Below are 24,642 nucleotides of genomic sequence, written 5' to 3' on the forward strand. Positions count from 1 at the left end.
GTCCTTGAAAGTATGGCGCACCCGAAGAGATTCGAACTCCTGACCCCCAGATTCGTAGTCTGGTGCTCTATCCAGCTGAGCTACGGGTGCTTGGCCACTTGAAGAAGCGGGACACATACAGGCGGGTTTGCGACCTTGCAAGCCTCAATTGCCGGTATCTTGTGCAGTCTCTTCAGGGGGTATTTCTTCGGCCGGTCCGGCCGGGGCTTCTTCGCCGCCTTCTGCCGCCGTCTCTGCAGGCGTCGGCGGCGTTTCCTCTGCTGCAGCCTCCTCCCGAACCGGGGCGGCCTCTTCGGAAACTTCTTGCGAAACAGATGATTCTGCCGGCAAAGGCAGCCCGGTCACCGCGCTGACCCAGGGCGCGAAGGCAGCAACCCGCATATAGACCCCCGGGCTTTCGGGGCGCGCGCAGCCCATGCCCCAGCTGACAATCCCGGCCTGAACCGGCGCGCCCGACGCGACGCGCAGCACCAGCGGCCCGCCGCTATCGCCCTGGCAGGCGTCGGAGCCGCCAATGCCGGCGCAGAGCTGGGTGACCGGGTCTATCGAGACATCCGGGTAAACCGCCGCAAGTCCTGCCTCATTGATACGGTCCCGGATCTGGCTGTTGCAGACACCTGTGTCGACCACAGGTACATATCCTTCCTGCAGGATCAGCGACGGCGCGCGCACATGCCGGCCGCCACGGGCGACGCCCTCCTGCCCCTGCGCCGTTTCGCCCACCTTGCCATAGCCTGCAGCGACAATGTCGGCATAGGGCTGCATCAGGTCGCCGGCTGCCCCCGTCAGCCCGTCGAGTGCCATCGTTGGCCCCGTCCAGCGGCCTGCAAGGCGAAGCAGCGCAAGGTCGTCGCCCTTCTCTGGCGCTGAGGGCTGGTATTCCGGGTGAATGACCACTTCGCGAACGGCAAAAACGGTGTCCTTCGGCACGACCGTCAGATCACCCAGCCCTGCGGCCACGGCCAGCGTGCCGAAGCGGCTCAACTGGCCATTGTCTCCCTCCAGATACTGTGCGGCGCGGCCATTGGTTTCGATGCGGACATTCTCGACGCAGTGGGCCGCCGTCAGCGCCCATTCCGGCGAGATCAGGGTGGCGCCGCATTCATGATAGATCGTGGCGCCCGACACGGTCTGCACCGAGGCCATCCCCGGCCAGTCAGCGATGTCCGCGTCGCGCCCGGCCACCATACAGCCTGCGAGCGTGGTGAATAAGGCGGTCCCCACCGCCAGTTTGAGATATCTGTTCATGGCCGTCCCTCCTGCCGTTCAGACTCATATACACCACGAGCGATGGCGCGGGCGAGCGTGCTGGCGGCGAGTTCGCCGAGACGGGCAATCGCCAGCGGCCGGCTGCCTCCGGCTTCCCGCTTCCGGGTGGAGATCACGAAGATGACGTCGCCATCTGTGGGGGCAAAGACGGGGCGGATGGCACGGGCCATGCCGGCAAGGGCCATCTGGGCGATGCGCTGGAGTTCGTCATGGGTGACGGCCGCGTCGATTGCGATGCAGGCCAGGGTGGTATTCTCGCGGGGGCTGGGATCGGCCTTGGCGGCGCCCCAGTCTTCCGGGTCGAAGGCGAAGCCGGGTTCGGGGCGGGCGCCGCCGAACTCTCCAGAGATTTCAAAGGGCCAGGCCCAGAAGGCGGCGGAGCCGGGCATCCGGACCGACCCGAAACTGTTGACCGCAGCCAGCGCGCCCACCGTCAGGCCGTCATGCGTGACGATGCTGGCCGACCCGGTGCCGCCCGGCGCCAACCCTGCGGCGGCGCCATAGCCGGCGCCCGCCCGGCCGAGAACAAAGCTTTCCCCTGCCGCGTCAAAGGCTTGCCGGCCGAGGCGCGCATAGGGGGCTGTGTCGCCCCAGTCCTTGTTGCCGCCATTGGCGAGGTCATAGAGGATGGCGGCGGGCACGATGGGCGTGGCGGGCACGCCGGGCCTTGGCACCAGCGCAAAGCCCCTGCCCTGCGCCTTCAGGCCCGCCATCACGCCATCCGCCGCCGCCAGCCCGAAGGCGGAGCCGCCCGAAAGGCAGATCGCGTCGACACTGTCAAAAACGAGACGGCCTGCGGCCAATACGTCACTTTCACGTGTCCCCGGCCCGCCCCCCGCGACACAGACGGCGCCAAGAGCCGGACAATCCGGGACAATTACGGACACGCCGGTGACGCTCCCGGCATCTTCGGCCTGGCCGACAGATATGCCTTCAACATCGGTAATGAGGTTGCGCAAACCCGGTCTTGCCATGCTATGTGCCCTGCTACGTTTCTGCTTCGCCCTCAGTCCTTAGAGGGAGTGGAGCCCCGCGCCAAGAAAGGGACGATCTATGCGCCATCTCACCGCCCTCACCGCTGTCCTGCTGCTGGCCGCCTGCGCCCCGGCGGCGAAGGCCCCGCCCGCAGCGAGCATCGCTCCTGTTTCCGGCAGCGATGCCGAGGCGCTGGGCGATATGTCCTGGACCAAGGGCGCGATGGTGGCGGCGGCTGATCCGCGGGCGGTTGAAGCCGGCATCCGGGTGCTGAGCGAGGGCGGCAATGCGATAGACGCAGCGATTGCTGTCCACGCTGTTCTGGGCCTGGTGGAGCCGCAAAGCTCCGGCATCGGCGGAGGCGCCTTCATGGTCTATTATGACCGCGCCCGCGACGAGATCACCGTGTTTGATGGCCGCGAGACAGCGCCTGCCGCCGCCGGCCCGGACTGGTTCGTCAAGGATGGCAAGCCGATGGACTTCCTCACCGCCTGGCAGTCTGGCCGCTCAGTGGGCGTACCTGGCCAGATCGCGCTCTACAAGACGGCGCATGACGCGGCCGGGCGCGCGAACTGGGCGAGCGTGTTCCAGCCCGCCATTGAGCTTGCCGAGGAAGGCTTCGAGGTGTCACCGCGCCTGGCCGAAGTGATCGCATCCGAGCGCCTGCGCGCAGTGATCCGGCTGGACGACAATCCGGTTACGGCGGCCTATTTCTATCCCGATGGCCAGCCGCTGCCCGCCGGCTTCCGCCGCACCAACGCGGCCTATGCGGCAACCCTCGCCGCCGTGGCCAATGAAGGCCCGGACGCCTTCTATCGCGGAGCGCTTGCCTCCGAGATCGTCACCGCCGTCAATGAAGGCCCCGATGGCGGCGACATGACGCTGGATGACCTTGCCAATTACGAAGTTAAGGTTCGCTCGGCCGTGTGCGGAACGTTACAGTCGGGCTACAAGATCTGCTCGGCGCCCCCGCCGAGTTCGGGCGGTGTTGCCCAGAACCTGATCCTGGGCCTCTACGAATACCTCAAGCCCGCCGCGACGGTGAACGCCGATGAGAGCCTGTTCCTCAAGGCCTTCGTGGATGCCCAGCGCCTGGGCTATGCTGACCGCGACCATTATGTGGCCGATGCCGACCATGTGCCCGTGCCCACCGAAGACCTGATCAACCCGGACTATATCAAGGCGCGCGCCAAGGAAGCCTTTGCGCCCGACGCCAAATCCTTCCCCGGCGATCCGGGTGTCGTGCTGGGCGGGGATCCGCTGCGCCCGATGTGGGGGGAAGACCCCACCACCCCCGGCGCCGGCACGACGCATATCTCGATCATCGACCTTGAGGGCAATGCTGTCTCGATGACCGCCACGGTCGAAGCCGCTTTCGGCTCCTCCCGCATGGCGGGCGGTTTCCTGCTGAACAATGAGCTGACCGATTTCTCGCTGATCCCGGAAAAAGGGGGCAAGCCGGTTGCCAATGCCGTTGCCGCCGGAAAACGTCCGCGTTCGTCCATGTCCCCTACCCTCGTTTTCGATGAGGGCGGCGATCTCTTCATGGTGACCGGTTCGCCGGGCGGCAATTCGATCATCGCCTATGTGTCCAAGACCCTGGTGGGCGTGCTGGAGTGGGGCAAGACCGCCCAGGAAGCCGCCGCCCTGCCCAACATCATCGCGCGCGGGGATACGGTGGCCGTCGAGGTGGACATTGAAGGCGGCCTGGAAGCGGCTGAAGCCCTGCGCACCATGGGGTACACGGTGGAAGAACGCACCGGCGAAAACTCCGGCCTTCACCTGATCGTCGTGCGCGACAAGGGCCTTGAGGGCGGGGCAGACCCCCGCCGCGAAGGCGTCGCCCTGTCGCTGCGCTGATCCAACATCTGCAGACCTGCCATGGCGAAACTCTACTTTTCCTACGCCGCCATGAATGCCGGCAAATCCACCATCCTCCTGCAAGCGGCGTATAACTACCGCGAGCGGGGGATGGAGGTTCTGCTGATGACATCGGCGCTCTACCGCGACGCCGATGACGGCCATATCAGTTCACGGATCGGCATCTCTGCCGAAGCCGTTCTGTATACGGCGGAAACAGATCTGTTCGGCCTCGTGCGGACACAGAGGGACGTTCACCCGATCGACGCAATCTTCGTGGACGAGGCGCAGTTCCTGACGCGGGACCAGGTGTGGCAGCTGGCGCGGGTGGCCGATCATTTCGGTGTGCCGGTGCTGACCTATGGCCTGCGCACCGACTTCCGGGGCGAGCTGTTCGAGGGCTCCTCCGCCCTGCTGGCGATTGCCGACGAGCTGCGCGAAGTGCGCACGATCTGTGAATGCGGCCGCAAGGCCACGATGGTGGTGCGCCTCGGCCCGGACGGCAAGGCCCTGACCGAAGGCGAACAGATTTCCATCGGTAAGGCGACCTATCTCTCCGTCTGCCGCCGCCATTGGGAAGAACGGATGGGCCGCACGCCCGAAAGCTGAGCCGCAGCCGGCCCGAAAACCGGCACAGAATTCGCATGATTGCCCCGGCCCACACATATTTCAGCCGCAAGCAGCACCCACGCTGACGACCGCGCCTGAAGAAGAGGAGGGGTCGCCATGCCGACACAACCTGCCCGCATTCACCTGCCCACGCTGGCGGCGGCGCTGCTGCTGAGCGGCGGCTTCATCTTACTCGGCATGATGGCAGACGCGCAGGAAGCCCCCGGCCAGATCGACTATGCCGGGTTTCAGGCGCTGACCGCCGAAGCGGCGCCTCACCGCCAGGCCCGGCTGGTTCAGATTGAGACGTTCAACGACATGCGCGCTGAACCCGGCACGCTGGTGATCGATGCTCGCAGCGCAGAAGCCTTCGCCCTCGGCCATATCGAAGGGGCCGTAAACCTCAACTTTGCCGACTTCACCGAGGAGAAGCTGGCCAAAGTCATCGGCAGCAAGGACCGCCGCATCCTGATCTACTGCAACAACAATTTCACCGACAATGTGGCCCCCGTGATGCTCAAACGGGCGCCCTTGGCGCTCAATATTGCGACCTATGTGAACCTTTACGGCTATGGCTATCAGAACGTCTATGAACTCGACGGGGCCTACAGTTTCAGCGATCCGCGCATGAATTGGGCCGGCGCCGAAGGTTGAGCAAAACTAAACCGTTCATCTGACGCATTGCATTTGCCCCGCGCCCGCGTCAACTGACGCCCGAACAAGAGACAATGGAGATCCTGGGGCATGAGCGCCGATGCATCCGCAGGCCAGGCAGCGCCTGTCAAAGTCAATCCGAACGGCCCGACCGAAGAAACGGTTCTCTCGGTGGAGCATTACACCGACCGGCTGTTCCGGTTCCGGCTGACGCGCCCGCAGAGCTTCCGCTTCCGCTCGGGCGAATTCGTAATGATCGGCCTGCCCAAGGAAGACGGCAAACCGCTGCTGCGCGCCTATTCCATCGCCTCCCCTGCCTGGGATGAGGAATTGGAATTCTACTCCATCAAGGTGCCCGATGGCCCGCTGACCTCGCGCCTGCAGAAAATCCAGCCGGGCGACAAGGTTCTGCTCGGCCGCAAGCCGACCGGCACGCTGGTGCTCGATGCCCTCACGCGCGGCAAGCGGCTCTATATGTTCTCGACCGGCACGGGCTTTGCCCCCTTCGCCAGCCTGGTGCGGGATCCCGACACCTATGAGCGGTATGAGGAAGTGATCGTCACCCATACCTGCCGGGATGTGAATGAGCTGATATATTCCCGCACGCTGATCGACAGCCTCGCCGCCGATCCTCTGGTCGGCGAGATGGTGGGCGACAAGCTGAAGCTCTACACCTCCACCACGCGCCAGCATCATGAGCATATGGGCCGGATCACCACGCTGATCGAGAATGGCAAGCTGTTTGCCGATCTCGGCGGGCCGCCGCTGGACCCGGCGACTGACCGGGCCATGATCTGCGGCTCGATGGAGATGATCCAGGATGTGAAGGCCCTGATGCTGAAAGCCGGCCTCACCGAGGGCTCCAACGCCGCCCCGGCCGAATTCGTCATCGAGAAGGCCTTCGCGGGCTGAAACTGTTGTCCAGCGTAGCCGATTATGCTGCAGTGCCGCATAAGCGGGCTTCTTAGGTGAACGGCTGGAGAGCGCAATGGACCTGACGGTCAAAGATCCGGTGATGATCTTTGCGATCGTTGCCGCTTTGATCCTGCTGGCGCCCATCGTGCTTGGCCGCTGGCGGCTTCCTGGCATGATCGGCCTGCTGATCGCCGGCGCGTTGCTTGGCCCCAATGGCATCGGATTATTGGAGCGGGATACGTCCTTTATTCTCTTCGGCACGGTCGGACTGCTCTACATCATGTTCACCGCCGCGCTTGAGGTGGACCTTGCCGTTCTCAACAAGTCGAAGGCGCATACACTCGTTTTCGGCCTGCTGACATTTTCTGTACCGATGACAATCGGCCTGCTCGCGGCACGCTATCTGCTCGGTTTCAACTGGATGGCGGCGATTTTGCTGGCCAGCACCTTTGCCTCCCACACATTGCTGACCTATCCCATTGCCAGCCGCCTCGGCATCGCGCGGAATCCGGCGGTGACAACAGCCGTAGGCGGAACGATCATCACCGATTCCCTCGCGCTACTGGTCTTGGCTGTCATTGCCGCTATGACGCGCGGTGAAGCCAGCGAAGGTTTCTGGACGCAGATGGCGCTGGGCCTTGCCTTCTATGTTGCCGGCATTCTTTTCCTACTGCCGATCATTGCGCGCTGGTTCTTCCGTAACATTGCCCGAGACGGTGTATCAGAGTTTGCTTTCGTCCTGGCCGTCGTGTTTGCGATTTCGGCGACAGCGCATTGGGCCGGATCTGAACCGATAGTGGGCGCCTTCCTGGCCGGCCTTGCCCTCAACCGGTTGATCCCGCATCACGGCACACTGATGAACCGGATCAACTTTACCGGCGAGGCAATCTTCGTTCCCTTCTTCCTCCTGTCGGTGGGCATGCTGCTCGACACGCGCATCTTCCTGGGCGGGTTTGATGCCTGGCTGGTAGCGCTGACGATGGTGGGTGTGGTCATCGTCTCCAAATGGATCGCGGCCCACGCCTCCGGCCGCCTGCTTGGCTACAACAACGACCAAGCACATGTCATCTTCGCTCTGTCGGTTCCGCAGGCTGCTGCGACGCTGGCGGCGACCATGGTGGGATTCGACCTGGGCCTGTTTGACGAGAAGGTCGTCAATGGCGCGATCATGATGATCTTCGTTACCTGCATCCTTGCGCCCATCGTGGTGCAGCGGTATGGCCGCGCTCTGGCGCTGGCCGAAGCGGTGGTGGTGGAAAAGGTCGATGTGAACGCCCGCCAGCATATTGTTGTCGCCTGCGCCAACAGCCAGCCCGGCCACCGCGTGATCGACCTTGCCATCCTGCTGCGCGACAATGGCCATTCAGATCCAGTCAGCCCCGTGCGCGTTCTGTCAAACCTCTCCCGTAATCCCGCTGCGGATCAATCGGCACGGCTGGAACTGCAGGCCATTAGCTCCCAGTTTTCGGCTGCCGAAGTACCCACCGAGCCGCATTTGACCCATGCCGTGAATGTTGGCTCCGGCCTCATTTCTGTAATGCAGCGGACCCAGGCGACCGATCTCATCGTCGGCTGGCCCGAAACGGGATCGACCCACGAGCTCCTGCGCGGCTCACTGATAAACCAGCTGCTTGGGAAGGTGACATTCAACCTCTTCGTCTCCCGCATACAAACGCCGCTGAAGACGCTCGGGCGCATCCTTCTGGTGCTACCGCCCCATGCCGAGCATGAAGAGAGCTTCTATGAGGCCATGCACACCATCAAGCGCCTGGCCTCGCAGATCGGGGCGCAGGTGAGCATCGTTACTGAGCGGGGCGCGGCGGTTACCTTCGCCACCTATTTCGAGGACGGCGCGATCTTCGAGGACGTGAAATTCCATCCGGTGAAAAAATGGGGCAAGCTTATCCCCACGCTTTCCAAACTCGCCAACATGGAAGACCTCGTCATGGTGTATGGCGTTCGCCGGGGCGGCCTTGCCTGGTCACCCGGCGACATTGCGCTGCATGCCCGGATCGTTCAGGCGCTGCCCAGGGTAAGCGTTGTCCTCTACTATCCGGCCGAACCCGAAAGGGTGGATGAAACCCGTCCCGCCAGCCTGCCGGGCGGGTATATTCCTGCAATCCCCGACCGTTGATCAGCCTGTCCCGCCCCTGCCCGCTTTCAGCTCCTGAACCTCGGCGCGCAGGTCGGCTATCAGCCGCAACAGTTCCCGGTGACGCTTGGCCTCCAGGGTTTCCTGCGCTTCAAGCTCGTCGCTGATCTTCCCCTCCGCATCGAGAACTTTCTCGATGGCGCCTTCCTGCAGCGAATCGACGATCACCGCCGTGAAAAGGTTGAGGATCGCCCAGACGGTGAACAGGATGAACGGGATGAAGAACGCCCAGGCCCAGGGATATTCATCCAGCAGATCGCGCATATGGCCGTTCCAGCCTTCCATGGTAAGCACTTCGAACATGGTCAGCGACGAGGCCGTCAATGTGCTGAAATTCTCCGTGTTCTGCGATCCGCTGAACAGATAGGTCGCCATCACCACGCTGACGTAAAACACAAGGCCCAGGATCGCGAGGATGGCGCCCATGCCGGGAAGCGCCGTCAGCAGCGCCTCGGTGATGCGCTTCATGGTCGGGATGAAGTGCAGAAGCCGCAACAGGCGCAGCACCCGCAAGGCGCGCAGCACCGTGAAGGCCGATCCGCCAGGGATCAGCGATACGCCCACCACGATGAAGTCAAACCAGTTCCAGCCGAGCTTGAAGAATTGCAGCCGGTAGACGAACAGCTTGAACAGGATCTCCGCCACGAAGATCAGCGTCACCACTGTATCGAAGAAATTCAGCCCCGCGACGAGCCAGCCCGGCAAGGCCTCTGAATAGGTGAGCACACCCAGCACGATCGCGTTGAGGACGATCAGCGTCATGATCGTGCTGCGCACGGCAGACCGCTCGATGAAGGCCTCTGCGCCCGAATAGTGCGTTGTCTCGTCCAGTGTCGCTTTTGGCATTGTCCCCGTCTCCCAAGCTTTGCGGCGGCAAGCCTTAGCCTCTGACGCCGGGCGATCAAGTTAAAGGATCAAGACAGGCAGGCCGGAGGCCTCAGACGCCCGCGCCCTGCCCGTCCACGCTGCGGTGCGGATCGGAATGGTCCCATTCGGCCAGCAGCATGCGCAGGGTAGAGATGAACGCGACCGGCTGGTCCAGCATCACATGGTGGCGGGCATGGGGCACCGACACGAACGGCACCTGATGGCCCAGAAGTCCGCGCATATAGTCGCCCACATCATCCGGCATCAGCGCGCTTTCCTCGCCCCGGATGATGGCGATGCGGCACTGGGCGGCCTTCAGCATCTCGGCCGGATCCAGCCCCGGTTCAAACCGGGTCCAGATCATCGGATCGAATTTCCAGGTCCAGCCGCCCTCGGCGCGCTTCAGGCTCCAGCGGGCGATATAGTCCATCGCATAATGGTTCTCGCAGAGCTGAGGCGGCGCCAGGCGGAACCGGGCGAGCGCGGCGGCAAGATCGGGATAGACCTTATGCGGACGGCTGGCGCGGGAGGGCCCGTCCCGCGGGCGTTCGGGCGGATTGACCGGGCTGTCGACGATCACCATGCCCTCAAACCGGCTGCCATGCCGGGCGCCGGTTACCAGGGTGACAAAGCCGCCGAAGGAATGGGCGATGATGACCGGCTTCCTGGGCGCATCGAACAGGCCGGCCGCCTCGGCCACGGCCACTTGCTCATCGGAGAAAGTGTCCATGTCATAGGCATCCCGCCACGCGCTGTCGCCCATGCCGGAGAATGTCAGTGCAGCAACATTGTAATGCCCGGCGAAATACGGCGCGACGAAATCCCACCAATGGGCATGGGCGCCATTTCCGTGCACGAACAACAGGCCCGGCGCCCCGCGCTTGCCCCAGCGCTGGAAGGTGACTTCGGCGCCCTTCACGGTGACCTTGCCCATCTCGTAGGGCGCCGCTACGGCTTCGCGGAACCAGGCCGGGGCCGGTGGCAGCGCGCCGCCATATTCGGCGAGGGGCCCGCCTTCCGACGGCATCTCCGCAGGCTGGTCCCTGACGATGGGGTTCTTGTCTCTGGTCATCGGCGCCTCCTCCAGCCGTCAGGTTTTGGAGCCATATCCGGCAGGCGGCAACCCTTTCGCCACGTCAGAGGCCAAACGGAAAAGGCCGGCAGGTTTCCCCGCCGGCCCTTGTCAGCCCAGATGGCGCTGCCCGTCAGTATTTGACGGCGCAGCCATAGGGCTTGGTGGTGGGGGTGGCGACCGGCTTGCCCGCGCCAAGATCGGCCAGCGCCGCGGTGACGTAATTGTCAGCCTTGGCAATGTCGTCGACCCTGGCTGAGGGGATCGAGTCGATCGCCCCGTCATAGACGAGCTTGCCCTCAGGCGTGACGATATACATGTGCGGCGTCGTCTTGGCGCCATAGAGGCGGCCGATGTCGCCGCTCTCGTCCAGGATCACATGCGCCGGGGCAGCCCCGCGCGACGTGGACAGCTCATTCGCCTGCTCCGGCGAGACATGGCCCTGCGAGCCCGGCCGGGAAGAAATCACCGTCAGCCAGACAATATCATCGGCGGCGGCCGAAGCCTGCAGCGACTGCATGTTGGCCGGCGGGGTGGCGTAATGCTTCTTCACGAAGGGGCAGCCATCATTGGTCCATTCGAGCACGACGGTCTTGCCGGCAAAGTCTGCCAGAGAGACAGTTTCGCCATTGGAGGTGGTGCCGGTAAAGGCCGGGGCGGAGCTGCCTACATCCGCGCTGGGGGCAGCTTCCGCGGTCGAGGCGATCAGCGCTCCGGCGGTGAGGGCCACCGCAGCGGCCATGCCGGCGGCGAGGCTCAAGTGGCGGCGGGAAAGTATCATCGTCGTCTCCTGTCTCGAATAATCACATGTGGCCGAATTATAGCCCTGTCAGCCTTCGACAAGTCCAATGACAAGTTCTTGATTGAGAATCTCGGGCAGGATCTGCGGCTCGCTCGCGCCCGCGGGATACCAGAGATACATCGGCACCCCGGCGCGCTCCCGCAACCTCAATTCCTCGGCAATCATCGGGTCTTTCTGGGTGAAATCGCCCACAAGGAACGCCACATTCGCGGCCTTGAACGCATCCTGCACCTTGCGCGTTTTCAGCGTGGTGAGCTTGTTGACCTGACAGCTGGCGCACCAGCTGGCGGTGAAATCCACGAAGACGGGACGGCCTTCCGCCAGCATCGCCTCGACGGTTTCCGGGCTCCAGGCCGCTTCGCCATAGCTGCCGCTGAAGGCGGTCTGGCTGCTGCCGGTTACCGAAGCGGCGGGCACATTGGCCTGCATGGCGGGATAGACAAACGCCCCGGCCAGCGCGAGCGCGGCAACGCCCTTGCGCAGGCCCCCGCCCTGACGCCCCAGCCAGATGGCAAAGACCAGCGCCGTTGCCCCGGCGAGGGTCCAGCCCGCGGCCCCTGCCCCGGCAAGCCCGGCGACCACCGAGAGCAACCAGGCGGCAGTGAGGAACATCGGAAAGGCAAAGGCCTGTTTCAGCGTGTCCATCCACTTGCCGGGCTTGGGCAACAGACGGTGCAGCCCCGGCACAAAGCTAAGGATCAGGAAGGGCAGCGCCATGCCAAAACCCATGGCCAGGAAAACAGCGATCACTGCCGGGGCAGGCTGGCCGATCACGGCGCCGAGCGCGGCGCCCAGGAACGGGCCGACACAGGGCGCGCCGACCATGGCGGCCAGGACCCCAGTAAAGAAGGCCCCCGCCGCGCCGCCGCGATTGGCAAGGCTGCCGCCGAGGTTCTGAACAGAGCTGCCGAGTTCAAAAAAGCCCATCAGCCAGAGGCCGACGCCAAACATCACCAGGGCAAGGATGGCCACAGTGGGCGCGTGTTGCAGCTGGAACCCGAGCGTCGCCGAGCCGGTCGCCTGCCGCACCAGCAGCAGCGCGCCCGCCAGCGCCAGAAAGGAGATCAGCACGCCGCCGGTATACCAGAGGCCATGGGATTTAAGCTCCCCGGCATGGCCCGAAGCCGCCGCCTGCACCATGCCGAGCGCCTTCATGGAGAGGACCGGCAGCACGCAGGGCATGAGATTGAGAATGATACCGCCGATGAGGGCGAAGAAAGCGAGCGTCACGATCCGCTCAAGGCCAAGCGGCGCAGCCCCGCCGGCGGCAGCGCCCAGCCCCTTGCCCGGCATCACAGCCTGCACTTCCCGGTCAGCGGTGCCCGCAAATACCTCCCCGCGCGCAGCAGAGATCTCATAGCCGAAAGGTTCAGCGCCGGGCGCATCTATCCGGATCACGCCGTCGAGCGTGTCTGAAATGCTGCCTGCGCGATCAGGCGTCAGCGACAGGCTGGCGCCTTCGGGGCCCGCACGCTGGGGCTGAGCCGCCGGGTGGCTGATCTCGTGATTGAACGGGAAGAAACGGATATGCGCGTCTTCCGGAAAGCCGCCTTCCTGGCGCAGCGACAGCGTCCAGGGCTCGGCCGCGTCATCAATCCGCGCCTCGCCGGGAAAGGCGGTCGGCACGCGGGCGATCCATTCGCCGATCTTCGCGCCTGCCTCGGCATTCTCCTGGGGCGCGCCTACCGGCAGGGTCAGGGACACATCGGCCGTCTCCGGAATGCAGATCGATTCGCAGATGAGGTAATCGGCCTCGGCAACGATCTTCATCTCCCCGCTCGCATCCTGCGGCACCGTCACGGGAAAGGCAAAGATGACCTCGTCATCATAGCCATAATCCATGATCTCGCCTTCAACGACGGGGATCAGATGTGGCAACGGCCAGAGGAAACCGCCCACGGCGTCTTCGGGCAGGCTGGTGCCCTCTTTCAGGATCAACTGCGGCGGCAGGCCGGCATCCCCGGCATTGCGCCAATAGATGTGCCAGCCATCATCCATCTGCATCCGCAGCGCGGCATAGAAGGTCTCGCCCGGCGCGACGCTGACCCGGTCTGCAATCAGCTCTGCCTCGGCCCGGCGCTCGTCCATCTGCGCATGGGCCAGCCCGGCCATGAGCGAAAGGCCAAGCGCGGCAAAGGCAAAACGCCGGATAAACCCTGTCATCTACAGCAGCTCCGTCCACAATTACGATTGCATGACATATGCGCCGGGCGTCTGGCCGGGGAAAGCCCTGCTCGCCGGTTCGTGATGCCGGCAGCCTGCGTCAAAAAAGAAACGGCCCTCCACCGAGATGGAAGGCCGTTTCCGGAAAATCACGAAGAAAAAGGGCCTCAGGAGACCGCTTCGGCCTGCTGGGGCGCCGCGCGGACCGCGCGGTTGACCACTTTCGACCAGTTCAGCAGCGACACGAGGTGCGCATAGCAGGCGCCAAGCGCGCCATTGTTGCGCAGCTCCAGGAATTTCTCCGGCGCAAGCGCATTGAGGCGCTCCTCGGAGATGGCCCAATAGTCGGCAACCTTCTGGGCCGGGCCGGTATTGTTGCCCTGCGGGTCGCGCGGCTGGAAGGTCACCGTCTTCTGCTCGAAGAGGTCCATGTCGCGGAGGATTTTCACGAAATCGACCGTGGCGCGGCGCTGACGCTCGAATTCCTTGCAGAACTCGATGGCATCACTGGTGAACTGGGTCGGCTGGCCGTTCTGGAAGAAGGGCACTTCAGGCTGGTTGGACACCATCGGCGCAGACCGGTCGACGCAGAGGAGAAGACGGTCAGAGCCTTCATCGGTGGCGAAGACGAACGGATAGCGGCGCACGAAGGCGGGAATGTAATGGTCTTCCAGCACCAGGCCGTTGCTGTCGACATACAGGTTCTCGCCCTGGCGAACACCCATCACGGCGACCGGAGTGCGCTCTTCCCCCACGAAGATGATCGGGTAGGAAGCCGCCGAAACGCCAAACTCGGTCACGGTGACCGGAACGGCATGGGCTTCGCGGAGGAACCCGAAAGGCTGGGGGATCTGCTTAACGCCAAGACCGCCATGATCTTCAGCAGAAAGCGGCTGCGGATTCTTGTAGAACAGAACTTGACCGGAAAGTGCGGATGAACCGCCAGTCGGAATGGGCGTTGTCACGTTGCGTGGCTCCTCGGAACTTTGCCGGAGAAGTAACGGAAATAAACTATGGCCACAACACCCGAAACAAGCTCAATTACAGTGAAAACCGAGTAATATAAGTGTCATGCAAGCCTTAAGCGGACGCAGAACAGCGCGCCTTTTGCCGGCCGGGCTTTGCACAGCCCTTCTCCTTGCCGTGGTGCCGGCTGCCTGCACCCCCCGCGCAGACCCCGAAGGCACCCCCCGGCGCGTCGCCCGGGAGATTGAGCGGACCCTCACCACGGTGGCCCAGAACGAAGTCACCCGCGACCCGGAACTGGCCACGCGGCTGGGCCTGCCGGAACCGGATGCCGGCTATGCCTATAACCGCTTCCTGACCGACCGGTCGCAGGCCGCCTATGAGCGCGCGCGTCTCTCGCGCCTGGAAACCCGCGACCTTCTGGTGCGCATCACGCGCCCGGCGCGCGGCAGCGCCCTGGCCCGCCATCTCGACACGCTGATTGCCGCCCATGAAACCGCTGAAACCCTGTTCATGGCCGGCCATGGCGCCTCGGCACTGGGCGCGTCCTACCCCTATGTGACCGACCATACGCGCGGCGCCTATCTGGATGTGCCCGACCTTCTGGCGCGTTTTCATCCGCTGCGCACACCGGCAGACGCGCGCGCCTATGCCGACCGGATGGCGCAGTTTGCCGATGCCATCGAGGACGACCGGCGGCGCCTGGAATCCGATGCCCGCGCCGGAACAGTGCCCCCCGCCCCCATCCTGCGCCGGATGTACGCGCTTGCGGCCGCCGGAGCCGTCGCGCCGCCGGAGACAAGCCCGGCCGTGGTGAGCTTTGAAAACTTGCTGCCCGGCATCGCCGATCTGACCCCGGCGGAGCGCCAGCAGCTGCTGACAGATGTGCGCCGGATTGCCGCCGAGAATGTGCGCCCTGCCTATGCCGCCTTTGCTGCGAGCCTGAGCGCGCTGGCCAACACGGCGCCGGAATTGCCAGGCGTCTGGCAGCTTCCCGATGGCCCTGCCTATTACGCGGCCGCACTCAAGGCCTATACCGGCGACGACGCCTCCGCCGCCGGCCTGCACGAGCGCGGCAAGCTGGAAGTCGACGCGCTGCTGGCAGAGACCCATCGCGCGCTGGTTACCCTTGGCCTTGAAGACGGCAGCGTGGGCGAGCGCCTGGCTTTCCTCGCCGCCCAGCCCGAACAGATTTATCCTGATACGGAAGAAGGCCATGCCGCCCTGATCGGCCGCATCCTGGCCCATGCAGACCGCGCCGAAGCCGCCCTGTCAGGCCAGTTCGACATTCCCCTGACCGAAAAGGCAGGCCTGCGTGCCGTGCCGCCCGAATTTGCCAGCTTCCTGCCCCCGGCAGCCTACATTCCCCGCGCGCTTGGCAATAACCGCCCGGCGCGTGTGGAGATCAATGCCCAGCGGCTGGCAGACTGGCCGGATTTCTCGCTGGCCGTGCTGGCCTTCCATGAGCTTGTGCCCGGCCATCATCTGGAAAGCAGCGCGGCGCGCGAAGCCGGCCTGCCCCTGGCGCGCCAGATGGTGTGGAACGTGGCCTATGGCGAAGGCTGGGCCTCCTATGCCGAAACCCTGGCCGACGAGCTGGGTCTTTACTCGGAAGATCCGGTGAGCCGCATCGGCTATCTGCAATCCCTGCTGCTGCGCGCGGCGGCGCTGGTCGCCGATACCGGCATCCACAATGAGCGCTGGAGCCGCGATCAGGCGATTGCCTATCTGGCAGAGACCACCGGCCTCAGCCTGGAGCGGAGCGCTGATGAGGTGGACCGCTACACCGTGCGGCCGGGCTATGCGGCCGCCTACTGGATCGGCCGCGAACGGATCCTCGACCTGCGGGAACGCGCCATCCGTGTGCTGGGGCCGAAATTCGACCCGAAGGAATTTCACCGGGTGATCCTGATGGGCGGGCCGCGCCCGCTCGGCATGGTCGAAGAGGATGTCACCCGCTGGTATACCGCGCAGGTTCAGAACTGAGCCCTGCCCCGCGCGGCGCCACCACCATCGAAACCCAGTCAGGCTGCAAGCCGCACCGGCGCCTGGTCCGACCGGCAGACCGGCATGAACCCGGCCTCAAGATCAGCCACCATCGCCTTGCGCTGGTGGCCATCAAATTCCAGCGCCAGGAACACGGCATTGGCGCCATAGCGCTCCGCCTCGGCCAGCGCCCAGATCGGCTGGATGTCATGCGGGCGTCCGGAGAGTTCCATCACCCGGTAGACGCGCCAGCCGCAGGCATCCTGGGCTGCAAAGATCACCACACCGGCACTGCGTGCCCACGGCGCATCTGCCGCCGTCCGCTGGAATTTCCACGCCTTGCCTGACTTGCCGCGAAAGCTGACTTGACCAAACATGTTCTTGCTCCGTTCCTTGTGACATGTTCTTATGATGTTCTAGTTTGGTTCGCAAGAAGTTTTTGGTAAACAAAGGGTTAAACGGCAAACGCGCCGTTAACGTTCCGCTGTGGATGAGTTTGTGGAAAAGCCGTCAGCGCACGATGGTGAAACGGCGTGATTCAAACACCTTCAGCACCTGCCGCAGATCCCGCCCCCGGCGCAGCACCTGGCCGGCAGATCCATACACCGCATACTGGCCCTGACGATTGGCCAGCGCGGGCTCTTTCTCGATTCGCCAGGTGGGGCTTTCGGCATGGCGGCGGAAGATCGCGAAGGTCGCCACATCCTCTTCCATGCCGATGGCATAGTCGCGCGCCTCGCCTGCAATCACCAACCGGCCATAGACATCAAGAATGGGCTGCATCTCTGCCTTCTGAAAGGCAACGACCGGTTCCGGTGCAGGTTTCCTGTGGAAAGAATCCGTCATCTCGGTTACAGTTTCGTCACAGGTTTTCGTTCGCGTCCAGCCCCTTGTAGAGCTAACGCATAATTAATCCCGCAGACTCTGTTTCACCGCAATTCGGCCTTGCCCCCGCCGCATCGCGCGGCCATCTTATGGGTGTCGGACGGAGGACTTTCGCAAGCGCCCCGGACCCATCAGCCCCCCCAGCCCCCTGGGGTGTTTGTTGCGCCCCCGTCCGACAACCTAACCCCCTGAAAATTCAGAAGAATTAAGCTGCGCCGCACGCGCTGCGATCAATGCTGTTTCTGCGGCATCCGATCAAGAATCGGTTTCACGAATCGCGCGGCCGTTCGTCCGACCCCGGACGCATGCGCCAGACGCCGCTCAATGAAGGACTCAAGGTCTTCCGGGGACGGATTATCGGCCCAGTGCAGCACGATTGCCGGGATCACGCCCGCCAGCAGGCCGCGCTTGGAATAGCGGTTATAATCTTCAGAAGTGTCACCCGCTGCGGTCCACACCATGTCGGCCACTTTCCAACTGCGCTGCAGCGCCGGCCCGGCGCCCCAGGGCAGGAAGCCGCGGGCCGCCGCTCGGCGCACCGCTTCCCGGTGAGGCTCAAGCCCGGCCAGCCAGACGAGCACCCCGCGCTTCACCTTGTCAGGCACCCGCAGGCCGGACATGTCTTCCCCCGCCAGCGCGTCCCGCGCGCGGGCTTCGGCATCGTCGAAAAAGCCCTCGATCAGGTCAATCACGCCGCGCGGGGCGGCCAGCGCCTGCTCGCCCGGTGTCAGCCCCGCCTTTACGGCGGCGGCCGCGGCGGCGGTCTCGCTCCAGCCCTCAAAAACGACCTCTGGAAGCAGGGCGTCCAGCCAGCGGCGGCGAAGCAGTGCAGAAGGCGGCGTTGTCATGTGTCGATTCCCGGCGCAAGGGGCTTGGCGAAAGCTGTTTCACCGTGATATAGGCCGCGCTTCTTAGGCTGTCAGGCCCGTAATTAACGAATTCCAGGGTGCCTGGCGCCCGAAAGAACCCGATGGAGAAGTCCCATAGTACAGATCGTCGTCCGCGATAACAACGTTGAGCAAGCCCTGCGCGCGCTGAAGAAAAAGATGCAGCGCGAAGGCCTGTTCCGGGAAATGAAGGCCCGTCAGCATTTCGAGAAGCCTTCCGAGAAGAAAGCCCGCCAGCGCGCCGAAGCCGTGCGCCGTGCCCGCAAGCTCGCTCGCAAGCGCGCCCAGCGCGAAGGCATCGTGTAGGCTGATCGCCTCTCGGCATATCGCTGAACCACACGAAAAACCCCGCCAGAGCCTCTGGCGGGGTTTTTGTTTGTCCGCAACTGCCTCTTTTCCGGGCATTCCCAGCGGCAAAAGGGCTGTTGAGGCCTGATTTGACTCTGATTTTTGCAGGCGATGGAACCCATCGCCGCCTTGCTCGTTGAAACCGGCAGAGCTTACAAAAAAGTCAGGTTCCTCCCATGCCGCGCACCACCTTGTATGAATATCGCGCCTGGCCCTCTGAAGAGATGCCGCACATCGAGGCGCTTCACCATCTGTTTGGCCTTGGCGTCGCCGAGATCCGGACGGACACTTATCTCTTTTCCGCTGCCCGCCCGAACTGGCTGATCGTGCTGCACGGCGTGGCAGCAGTGGAGATCCTCGAAAAAACCGGTGAGGACGGCCTGCTCACGGTCTGGAAGGTGATTGGCCGGTCCGAATTCCCGCTGCGGCGCAGCCTTGTGCGCCATCTGCAGGAAGCGTTTCCGGAGGCGGACCTCTCCCACCGCATCCTGGTGCCCGGCGACCTCATCTCCTGGCTGGACGGCGATACGGAGATGTTCACCGTCAACAAGCGCACCGTGCAGTTCCAGCGCGAAGGCTGCGTGGCAGAATTCTCGCAGGTGGAAGTCGGTGGCCGCCGCGCCGAAACCTTCTCGCTGATCTCCAAGCGGGCAGACACGGTGACCGAAGCGCTCGATTTCCTGCCCGCCCCGCGGCTGGAGAACACCGATTACGGCTCCTGGCTGCAAGACCGCCCGTGGAGCGCGCAGATCCTCGAGCCTGTCGCCAAATCCTACCGCCCGATGCCGGTCCTCGGCGCGGCCAGAGTAGCCTAAAGCGCGGCGTTAGCGGGGATCACCCCGCCTTCGGTTTCATCCCCAGCGCGCGCTTGATCATGCCGCCCAGTTCTCCAATGCCTGCGCCGTGTACGGCGCCGGCGCGGTAGACCTTGGTGGCGCCCCAGACGACCAGCGCGGTGATCACCACCATCATCCCCATCTGCGCCAGCACTTCCCACATCGGCGGGTCATGCGGCATCCGCAGGATCAGCAGGAAGGGCGTGAACAGTGGGATCCAGGAGGCCACATCCACGATGGGCGAGCCGGGATCCTGAAACGCCACGAAGATCGCAAACATCGGCAACATCAGCAGGATCATCATCGGGCTGAGCAGCGTCTGCGCCTCCTGGATCGTGTCACAGAGCGAGCCGAGCGCCATGAACAGCGTGCCATAGAGAATGTAGCCGAGCACGAAGCTGACCAGCGCGGGAAGGATCAGCTTGGGATCGGTGACCGCCGCAATGAAGGGCTGGATCATGTCCGCCATGCCGGGCACCTGGCTGGCCGAAACGGCAGACCCCACAATCCCGAACAGCGACCAGGACAGCATCATCGTCGAGGTCACCGCAAACACCGCCAGCATCTTCCCCGCCAGAAGCTGGGGCAGCTGCACCGAGGTGAGCAGCGTATCAAAGATCTTATTGGAGCGCTCTTCGATCGTGCCCATCAACAGGTACTGGATGATCGAGAAGATCATCAGCCACAGGAAATAGGCCAGCGCGGCAGATACGATTGCCGGCGCCCGGTCTGCCATCGTCACTTCCGCGCCGCTTTCCCCCGCCTGCGTGGCGTTGAGACGGAAGGCCGGCACCTTGATGGCCGCGGCATCTGCCTGCTTCAGGAAATCCGGATTGAGGCCGGAGGCGGCCAGCGCGTCCCGCCGGCTGAGATCGCGCATGGCGATCTCCGCCGTCCGCTGCAGCGTGTCGACATTCACGTCCCCGCTCCAGTATTCCAGCTGTGATCCGTCCTCGGAAAGTATGAACACGGCAAATAGCGGGCGCTCGCCCGCCGGGCCGGCGATCATGCGCTCCCCCGTCAGCCAGGGGCGCAATTCCTCCAGCGTGCGCGCGGGCGCGGGCACTTCGATGAACTTCCGCCCCCCGGCCGCGTCGGCCACCTGATCCTGCGCTTCGGCGAGCGGAATGTTCATCTGCTCGGCCAGCGCTCTTGCCTCGGCGGCGGCTTCGCTGCTGCGGCGCTGGAACTCGCCCTCGATGGCATCGGCATAGATGCGGGTTGGCTCCACCACCGCGAAATAGCGCACCGGTGAGGCCGTCGCGGCGAAATACCCGAAGCTCGCGCCCACGATGAGGAAAAGGGGCACCGCCGCCAGGCTCAGCCAGAAGCCCCAGGCTTTGACATAGCCAAGATAATCCCGCCGGAAGACCAGATAGATGTTGCGCATCAGACAACCTCCCCTTCCGCCGGCACCGCAAGGGTATCCAGCGCTGCGGCTTCCGCTTCGCCTACCAGCGAGACAAACACATCGCGCAGCCGCGCCTCTTCCGGCTGGAAGCCGATGATCGGCGCGCCCGCCTCCAGCACGGCGCGCAGCGCATCCTGCGGCCCCTGCCCCGGCGCCAGATCCACCCGCCAGGCTTCGCCCGGCCCCTTGTCAGCAGCCCGGTGCACACCAAAGCCCTTCGGCGTCAGCGCGGCGGCAAGATCAAAGCCCGGCTCCAGCGTGATCCGCGCGCCGCTGCCCAGCGTCGCATAGGCCTCTTCCAGCGTGCCATCGAGCACCTTGCGGCCCCGCGCCAGCATCACGATTCGGTCGCACAGCCGCTCGGCATGTTCCATCACATGGGTGGAGAAGAGGATCGTGGCCCCGCGCGCATGCTCTGCCTTGATCAGGTCTTCCAGCGTCTGCTGGTTCACAGGGTCAAGGCCGGAGAAGGGCTCATCGAGAATGAGAAAATCCGGCCGGTGGGCCAGCGTGGAGAGGATCTGCACCTTCTGCGCCATGCCCTTGGAGAGTTTGGAGATGCGCGTCGTGCGGAACTTGCCAAGGCCTGTGGCCTCCAGCAGCTCATCCGCGCGGGCCCGCGCGTCACTGGCGCTGAGGCCCTTCAGGCGCCCGAAATAGATGATCGTGTCGCGGGCGGTCATCTTCTTGTAGAGGCCGCGCTCTTCGGGAAGGAAGCCCACGCGCTTCAGGCTCTTCAGCTCCGGCCGGGCACCAAACAGGCGCACCTCGCCCTCATCCGGCGCCATCACGCCCAGCGACATGCGCAGGCTGGTCGACTTGCCCGCCCCATTGGGGCCAAGAAAGCCGATGATCTGACCGGCAGGCACCTCGAATGACAGGTCGCTCACGGCGGTAAACGCGCCGAATCGCTTGGTTGCGTGTGACAGGATAAGTGGCGCGTCGCTCAAAGGCGGCCTCCCAGAACCGGACAGACTCTCAACTTTAGCGAGTTTCGATAAAGTTCAAGAGGGTATGCGGCAGAAGGCTTTGCGGCGGCGTTAACCGCGCCCTCAAATTCCTCAGGCGTTTTCTAGAGAAGAACGCCAAACAGCCAGATGAAAGCCTGCACAACCAGCGCAAGGCCGATCATCACCACAACCGTCGCCATCCAGCGGCCGCCGAGGTTGAGGAAGAGGCCGGCACCGAAGCCGAGGATGGCCATCAGGCCAAGGGCAACCATCCAGTTGAGGCCGATGGCGATGGCCAAAGTCGCATAGCCCACCACCATGATGGTGATCAGCGAGCCCCAGGTGGAGCCGGTGATGAAGCCATCCCAAGTGGCTTTCTGGCCGTGGATGTCCATTTCACCGCGATGATATTCCTGGCTCGCCATGAGGGCCTCCCCGACTTCAAACTATGACTTCAGATAACTGACAGGCCGCCTTCTACCCAAGCCCTTTGCCACGTTCAAGCGCGGCAAAGCGCGCGCCGTCAATTGAGCGGCTGTTTACGTTTTGCGGATTTGGGCGGTTTGGGCGCAAAGGGCGCGGGCAGCGGCATCGCCGGAATGCCTTCATCGGCCAGCGCCTCGCGCTCTTCGGGCGTCGTCTCGCCCCAGATCGGGCGGTGGTCCTGCTCGCCATAATAGATGGCGCGGGCCTCTTCGGCGAAATCATCGCCCACATAATCAAAGTTCTGCGAGACATGTTCGCGGGCGCGGCGGACGAATTCCTTCATCAGCGCCTCCTCGTCGATCTTGCCCGGCAGGGCCTTGTCGGACGGGCGCACGGCCGGCGCCATGATCTGCTTGCCCACCTTGTGGCCGCCGCATTCCGGGCAATCGATCTGCTTGCGCTTTGACAGGCGGTCAAACGCTTCGGAGCTGGCAAACCAGCCCTCGAACTCGTGATCGCAATCACCACAGATCAGCGCGTAGAGAATCACCGCGAACGCTCCGCCTTTAGGCTTGCGCCAGCATCGGGTCGAGCTTGCCTGCCCGGTCCAGCGCCATCATGTCGTCACAGCCGCCGATATGGGCCTCGCCCACAAAGATCTGCGGGAAGGTGCGCCCGCCATTCGAGCGCTGGATCATTTCCTCGCGCAGTTTGGGGTCCATGCCGGCGTCGATTTCCTTGAAGTCGGCGCCCTTTTCCTTGAGCAGCGCAACAGCGCGGGTGCAGTAAGGGCAGAACTGACGGGTGTAGATCGTAACCTTCGCCATGACGCGAAATCCTTTCGTCAAAACCTAGACATTTCCGGTCATTCTCAGGCCGAAATGTCATCAAGCCGTTATATGGTGACATCCGTAGCGCGGACAACGCGTGCCAGCACCAGAACGTCGATCTGCCGCGCGCCTGCCCGTTTCAGGGCCCGCACGCAGGCGTTCAGCGTCGCCCCGGTCGTCAGCACGTCGTCCACCAGCAGCACGCGCTTTCCTTCAACAAGCTTCCGGCGGGACGGGCGCACATCAAACGCGCCCGTCACATTGCGGCGCCGCGCGCGGGTCGAAAGGCCTGCCTGGCTGGGTGTACGCCGCGTACGCCTCAAACCGTCCACGCAGACACGCCGGCCGGAAACCTGACCGATAGCCTGCGCCAGCCAGGCCGACTGGTTGAAGCCGCGCATCACGAGGCGCGTATAATGCAGCGGCACGGGCACGATCACCTCGGCCTCTTCCACCAGCGGGGCGCCCGCCTGCAGCATCCATCCCGCCAGAATTTCCAGCCCGTCCCGGCGGCCGGCGCGCTTCAGGTCCAGCACCGGGCGGCGGGAGATGTCGTCATAGACGAAGGCCGCGCGGGCCCGGCCCCATCTGGGCGGGCGGGCGATACAGGCGGCGCATTCGGCTTCCGGGCCGGCATCATAGTCTTGCGGCACGCCGCAGCGATGGCAGACCGGCTCTGTAATGAAACGGATTTTCGTGAACTCGTCGGGCTTCAGCGGTCCGGCGCCTTCGCCCCGGTCGCCGCTGATCAGAGACCGGGGCGGCCAGAGGAAATCCCGCGTCTGGCGGAATAGGCTCTTGGCCGCGAGCGTGCCAGCCTTCATATCCCCGCTCATGCCCCCCTCCCCTCAATCCCCGTCTCCGCCGCAGATCTTTGACCGCGACAAGCTGCGCCGGCGGCGTCAGGCCTTTGCGCGCCACTATCAAGACTATGACTTCCTGCGCGCCCGCGTGTCGAGCGATCTTGAAACGCGGGTGGCCGACACGCCGCGTATTTTCGAGACAATGCTGGAACTGGGCGGGGCCGATGGCGGACTTTCCCGGACACTTCTTGGACAAAACCGGACAAAATCGGCCATCGTCAGCGACACGGCAGACCTCTTTCTGAACGCCGCCGCCGCGGGCGGCCTGGAAGCCGTCTTTGCCGATGAGGAAGCCCTGCAGTTTGAACCGGAACGGTTCGATCTGGTTGTCTCGCCCCTCACCCTTCACTGGGTGAACGACCTGCCCGGCGCCCTGGTCCAGATCCGCCGCATCCTGAAACCCGATGGTCTTTTCCTCGGCGCGCTGTTTGGCGCCGGCACGCTGGCCGAGCTGCGGGAGGTGATGAGCGAGGCGGAGACAGAGCTGACCGGCGGCCTCAGCCCCCGCCTCTCCCCCCTGCCCGGCCTGCGGGACATGGCGGGCCTGCTGCAACGCGCGGGCTTTGCCCTGCCGGTGGTCGACCGCGATACGGTAACCGTGCGCTACAAGACGCCGGAAGCGTTGCTGCGCGATCTCAAAGGGATGGGGGAACGCGCCGCTTTTGTGCGCGGCGTCAGCCGTCCGCTGCCCCGGCGGGTGCTGGCGCGGGCGATGGATCTTTACAAGGAGCGATTCTCCGATCCCGATGGCCGCGTGCGTGCCACATTCGAGATTGTCCACCTGTCAGGCTGGGCGCCGGCGCCGGGCCAGCCCCAGCCCCTGAAACCGGGCAGCGCCAGGGCCAGCATGGCAGACGCAGTGCGGCGCGCCGGAAGGCCGGACAGTGAAGGGACAGAACAGGAAGAGAGCTGAGCG

25 protein-coding genes and 1 tRNA gene are annotated in these 24,642 nt (G+C 64.3%); 9 read left to right on the forward strand and 17 right to left on the reverse strand.

Annotated elements, in window-relative coordinates:
* Positions 1-13: 13 nt before the first annotated feature.
* From BBF93_RS16025 to BBF93_RS16035, 3 genes are all read right to left on the reverse strand, one after another.
* Positions 14-90, reverse strand: a tRNA-Arg gene (locus BBF93_RS16025).
* Positions 91-144: 54 nt separating this feature from the next.
* Positions 145-1,248 carry a trypsin-like serine protease gene (locus BBF93_RS16030; protein ID WP_114106579.1) on the reverse strand — a complete coding sequence of 368 codons (1,104 nt, stop codon included), beginning with the start codon at positions 1,246-1,248 and terminating at the stop codon, positions 145-147.
* The gene (locus tag BBF93_RS16035; RefSeq protein WP_114106580.1) at positions 1,245-2,243 is read right to left on the reverse strand and encodes a P1 family peptidase; all 999 of its coding nucleotides are present in this window, start codon (positions 2,241-2,243) and stop codon (positions 1,245-1,247) included. Before BBF93_RS16035 ends, BBF93_RS16030 begins: the two co-directional genes overlap by 4 nt.
* Positions 2,244-2,322: 79 nt before the next feature.
* Here BBF93_RS16035 and ggt point away from each other — a divergent pair, with 79 nt between their 5' ends.
* The 5 genes from ggt to BBF93_RS16060 all read left to right on the forward strand — a co-directional run bounded on the left by ggt (position 2,323) and on the right by BBF93_RS16060 (position 8,416).
* The gene (gene ggt / locus BBF93_RS16040) at positions 2,323-4,104 is read left to right on the forward strand and encodes a gamma-glutamyltransferase (RefSeq protein ID WP_035595228.1); all 1,782 of its coding nucleotides are present in this window, start codon (positions 2,323-2,325) and stop codon (positions 4,102-4,104) included.
* 21 nt (positions 4,105-4,125) lie between these two features.
* Entirely contained in the window at positions 4,126-4,713 is a 588-nt protein-coding gene (locus BBF93_RS16045) for a thymidine kinase (protein WP_035595230.1), read from the forward strand.
* A gap of 117 nt (positions 4,714-4,830) precedes the next feature.
* Positions 4,831-5,367, forward strand: coding sequence for a rhodanese-like domain-containing protein (locus BBF93_RS16050; RefSeq protein WP_114106581.1), 537 nt, complete (start codon positions 4,831-4,833; stop codon positions 5,365-5,367).
* Positions 5,368-5,457: 90 nt separating this feature from the next.
* Positions 5,458-6,279 carry a ferredoxin--NADP reductase gene (locus BBF93_RS16055; RefSeq protein ID WP_114106582.1) on the forward strand — a complete coding sequence of 274 codons (822 nt, stop codon included), beginning with the start codon at positions 5,458-5,460 and terminating at the stop codon, positions 6,277-6,279.
* Positions 6,280-6,355: 76 nt separating this feature from the next.
* Positions 6,356-8,416 (forward strand): cation:proton antiporter, encoded by a 2,061-nt coding sequence (locus tag BBF93_RS16060; RefSeq protein WP_114106583.1) that lies wholly within the window; start codon positions 6,356-6,358, stop codon positions 8,414-8,416.
* On the opposite strand, the gene BBF93_RS16065 is transcribed toward BBF93_RS16060, so the two are convergent.
* From BBF93_RS16065 to BBF93_RS16085, 5 genes are all read right to left on the reverse strand, one after another.
* Positions 8,417-9,280, reverse strand: coding sequence for an ion transporter (locus BBF93_RS16065; RefSeq protein ID WP_051612304.1), 864 nt, complete (start codon positions 9,278-9,280; stop codon positions 8,417-8,419).
* A 91-nt stretch (positions 9,281-9,371) separates the two neighbouring features.
* Positions 9,372-10,373 carry an alpha/beta fold hydrolase gene (locus BBF93_RS16070; RefSeq protein ID WP_199285901.1) on the reverse strand — a complete coding sequence of 334 codons (1,002 nt, stop codon included), beginning with the start codon at positions 10,371-10,373 and terminating at the stop codon, positions 9,372-9,374.
* 133 nt (positions 10,374-10,506) lie between these two features.
* Positions 10,507-11,154, reverse strand: a complete 648-nt coding sequence (locus tag BBF93_RS16075; protein ID WP_114106584.1) for a redoxin domain-containing protein — start codon at positions 11,152-11,154, stop codon at positions 10,507-10,509.
* A 48-nt stretch (positions 11,155-11,202) separates the two neighbouring features.
* Positions 11,203-13,338: a protein-disulfide reductase DsbD gene (locus BBF93_RS16080; RefSeq protein WP_114106585.1), complete on the reverse strand. Its 2,136-nt coding sequence runs from the start codon at positions 13,336-13,338 to the stop codon at positions 11,203-11,205.
* Between the two features lie 167 nt (positions 13,339-13,505).
* Positions 13,506-14,303, reverse strand: a complete 798-nt coding sequence (locus tag BBF93_RS16085; protein ID WP_051612305.1) for a SapC family protein — start codon at positions 14,301-14,303, stop codon at positions 13,506-13,508.
* 142 nt (positions 14,304-14,445) lie between these two features.
* Between BBF93_RS16085 and BBF93_RS16090 the strand changes: the two genes are divergently transcribed.
* The gene (locus tag BBF93_RS16090) at positions 14,446-16,290 is read left to right on the forward strand and encodes a DUF885 family protein (RefSeq protein ID WP_162786605.1); all 1,845 of its coding nucleotides are present in this window, start codon (positions 14,446-14,448) and stop codon (positions 16,288-16,290) included.
* A gap of 38 nt (positions 16,291-16,328) precedes the next feature.
* On the opposite strand, the gene BBF93_RS16095 is transcribed toward BBF93_RS16090, so the two are convergent.
* The 3 genes from BBF93_RS16095 to BBF93_RS16105 form a co-directional block, all read right to left on the reverse strand.
* Positions 16,329-16,667 carry a hypothetical protein gene (locus tag BBF93_RS16095; RefSeq protein ID WP_035595242.1) on the reverse strand — a complete coding sequence of 113 codons (339 nt, stop codon included), beginning with the start codon at positions 16,665-16,667 and terminating at the stop codon, positions 16,329-16,331.
* A 133-nt stretch (positions 16,668-16,800) separates the two neighbouring features.
* The gene (locus BBF93_RS16100; protein WP_035595244.1) at positions 16,801-17,136 is read right to left on the reverse strand and encodes a DUF2794 domain-containing protein; all 336 of its coding nucleotides are present in this window, start codon (positions 17,134-17,136) and stop codon (positions 16,801-16,803) included.
* Positions 17,137-17,405: 269 nt separating this feature from the next.
* Entirely contained in the window at positions 17,406-18,023 is a 618-nt protein-coding gene (locus tag BBF93_RS16105; protein ID WP_114106587.1) for a COQ9 family protein, read from the reverse strand.
* Between the two features lie 90 nt (positions 18,024-18,113).
* Here BBF93_RS16105 and rpsU point away from each other — a divergent pair, with 90 nt between their 5' ends.
* Both rpsU and BBF93_RS16115 read left to right on the forward strand, forming a co-directional pair.
* Entirely contained in the window at positions 18,114-18,368 is a 255-nt protein-coding gene (gene rpsU, locus BBF93_RS16110) for a 30S ribosomal protein S21 (protein WP_367179257.1), read from the forward strand.
* A gap of 218 nt (positions 18,369-18,586) precedes the next feature.
* Positions 18,587-19,225, forward strand: coding sequence for a hypothetical protein (locus tag BBF93_RS16115; RefSeq protein ID WP_035595247.1), 639 nt, complete (start codon positions 18,587-18,589; stop codon positions 19,223-19,225).
* 19 nt (positions 19,226-19,244) lie between these two features.
* Here BBF93_RS16115 and BBF93_RS16120 read toward each other — a convergent pair whose 3' ends face one another.
* The 6 genes from BBF93_RS16120 to BBF93_RS16145 form a co-directional block, all read right to left on the reverse strand.
* Complete coding sequence (locus BBF93_RS16120; RefSeq protein WP_114106588.1) at positions 19,245-20,636, reverse strand: ABC transporter permease; 1,392 nt, start codon at positions 20,634-20,636, stop codon at positions 19,245-19,247.
* Positions 20,636-21,607, reverse strand: a complete 972-nt coding sequence (locus BBF93_RS16125; RefSeq protein WP_114106589.1) for an ABC transporter ATP-binding protein — start codon at positions 21,605-21,607, stop codon at positions 20,636-20,638. The genes BBF93_RS16120 and BBF93_RS16125 overlap by 1 nt, the downstream gene beginning before the upstream one ends.
* A 122-nt stretch (positions 21,608-21,729) precedes the next feature.
* Positions 21,730-22,032, reverse strand: a complete 303-nt coding sequence (locus tag BBF93_RS16130) for an aa3-type cytochrome c oxidase subunit IV (protein WP_035595253.1) — start codon at positions 22,030-22,032, stop codon at positions 21,730-21,732.
* A 98-nt stretch (positions 22,033-22,130) separates the two neighbouring features.
* Positions 22,131-22,583 carry a DUF1178 family protein gene (locus BBF93_RS16135; protein WP_114106590.1) on the reverse strand — a complete coding sequence of 151 codons (453 nt, stop codon included), beginning with the start codon at positions 22,581-22,583 and terminating at the stop codon, positions 22,131-22,133.
* 16 nt (positions 22,584-22,599) lie between these two features.
* Entirely contained in the window at positions 22,600-22,860 is a 261-nt protein-coding gene (gene grxC / locus BBF93_RS16140) for a glutaredoxin 3 (protein ID WP_035595258.1), read from the reverse strand.
* Between the two features lie 68 nt (positions 22,861-22,928).
* Entirely contained in the window at positions 22,929-23,699 is a 771-nt protein-coding gene (locus BBF93_RS16145; protein ID WP_233349176.1) for a ComF family protein, read from the reverse strand.
* On the opposite strand from BBF93_RS16145, the gene BBF93_RS16150 reads away from it, so the two are divergent.
* A complete protein-coding gene (locus BBF93_RS16150) occupies positions 23,698-24,639 on the forward strand; it encodes a methyltransferase domain-containing protein (RefSeq protein WP_114106591.1) in 942 nt (313 codons plus the stop codon). The two genes, BBF93_RS16145 and BBF93_RS16150, sit on opposite strands and share 2 nt — an antisense overlap.
* The last annotated feature ends 3 nt before the right edge of the window (positions 24,640-24,642 follow it).

Origin of the sequence: Hyphomonas sp. CACIAM 19H1, from assembly GCF_003325995.1 — a bacterium.
Taxonomy (GTDB): Bacteria; Pseudomonadota; Alphaproteobacteria; order Caulobacterales; family Hyphomonadaceae; genus Hyphomonas; species Hyphomonas polymorpha.

Coding starts and splice junctions, on each gene's coding strand:
- BBF93_RS16030 (WP_114106579.1), bottom strand. CDS start 1,248: ATGAACAGATATCTCAAACTGGCGGTGGGGACCGCCTTATTCACCACG.
- BBF93_RS16035 (WP_114106580.1), bottom strand. CDS start 2,243: ATGGCAAGACCGGGTTTGCGCAACCTCATTACCGATGTTGAAGGCATA.
- ggt (WP_035595228.1), top strand. CDS start 2,323: ATGCGCCATCTCACCGCCCTCACCGCTGTCCTGCTGCTGGCCGCCTGC.
- BBF93_RS16045 (WP_035595230.1), top strand. CDS start 4,126: ATGGCGAAACTCTACTTTTCCTACGCCGCCATGAATGCCGGCAAATCC.
- BBF93_RS16050 (WP_114106581.1), top strand. CDS start 4,831: ATGCCGACACAACCTGCCCGCATTCACCTGCCCACGCTGGCGGCGGCG.
- BBF93_RS16055 (WP_114106582.1), top strand. CDS start 5,458: ATGAGCGCCGATGCATCCGCAGGCCAGGCAGCGCCTGTCAAAGTCAAT.
- BBF93_RS16060 (WP_114106583.1), top strand. CDS start 6,356: ATGGACCTGACGGTCAAAGATCCGGTGATGATCTTTGCGATCGTTGCC.
- BBF93_RS16065 (WP_051612304.1), bottom strand. CDS start 9,280: ATGCCAAAAGCGACACTGGACGAGACAACGCACTATTCGGGCGCAGAG.
- BBF93_RS16070 (WP_199285901.1), bottom strand. CDS start 10,373: ATGACCAGAGACAAGAACCCCATCGTCAGGGACCAGCCTGCGGAGATG.
- BBF93_RS16075 (WP_114106584.1), bottom strand. CDS start 11,154: ATGATACTTTCCCGCCGCCACTTGAGCCTCGCCGCCGGCATGGCCGCT.
- BBF93_RS16080 (WP_114106585.1), bottom strand. CDS start 13,338: ATGACAGGGTTTATCCGGCGTTTTGCCTTTGCCGCGCTTGGCCTTTCG.
- BBF93_RS16095 (WP_035595242.1), bottom strand. CDS start 16,667: ATGTTTGGTCAAGTCAGCTTTCGCGGCAAGTCAGGCAAGGCGTGGAAA.
- BBF93_RS16100 (WP_035595244.1), bottom strand. CDS start 17,136: ATGACGGATTCTTTCCACAGGAAACCTGCACCGGAACCGGTCGTTGCC.
- BBF93_RS16105 (WP_114106587.1), bottom strand. CDS start 18,023: ATGACAACGCCGCCTTCTGCACTGCTTCGCCGCCGCTGGCTGGACGCC.
- BBF93_RS16115 (WP_035595247.1), top strand. CDS start 18,587: ATGCCGCGCACCACCTTGTATGAATATCGCGCCTGGCCCTCTGAAGAG.
- BBF93_RS16120 (WP_114106588.1), bottom strand. CDS start 20,636: ATGCGCAACATCTATCTGGTCTTCCGGCGGGATTATCTTGGCTATGTC.
- BBF93_RS16130 (WP_035595253.1), bottom strand. CDS start 22,032: ATGGCGAGCCAGGAATATCATCGCGGTGAAATGGACATCCACGGCCAG.
- grxC (WP_035595258.1), bottom strand. CDS start 22,860: ATGGCGAAGGTTACGATCTACACCCGTCAGTTCTGCCCTTACTGCACC.
- BBF93_RS16150 (WP_114106591.1), top strand. CDS start 23,698: ATGCCCCCCTCCCCTCAATCCCCGTCTCCGCCGCAGATCTTTGACCGC.
- BBF93_RS16145 (WP_233349176.1), bottom strand. CDS start 23,699: ATGAGCGGGGATATGAAGGCTGGCACGCTCGCGGCCAAGAGCCTATTC.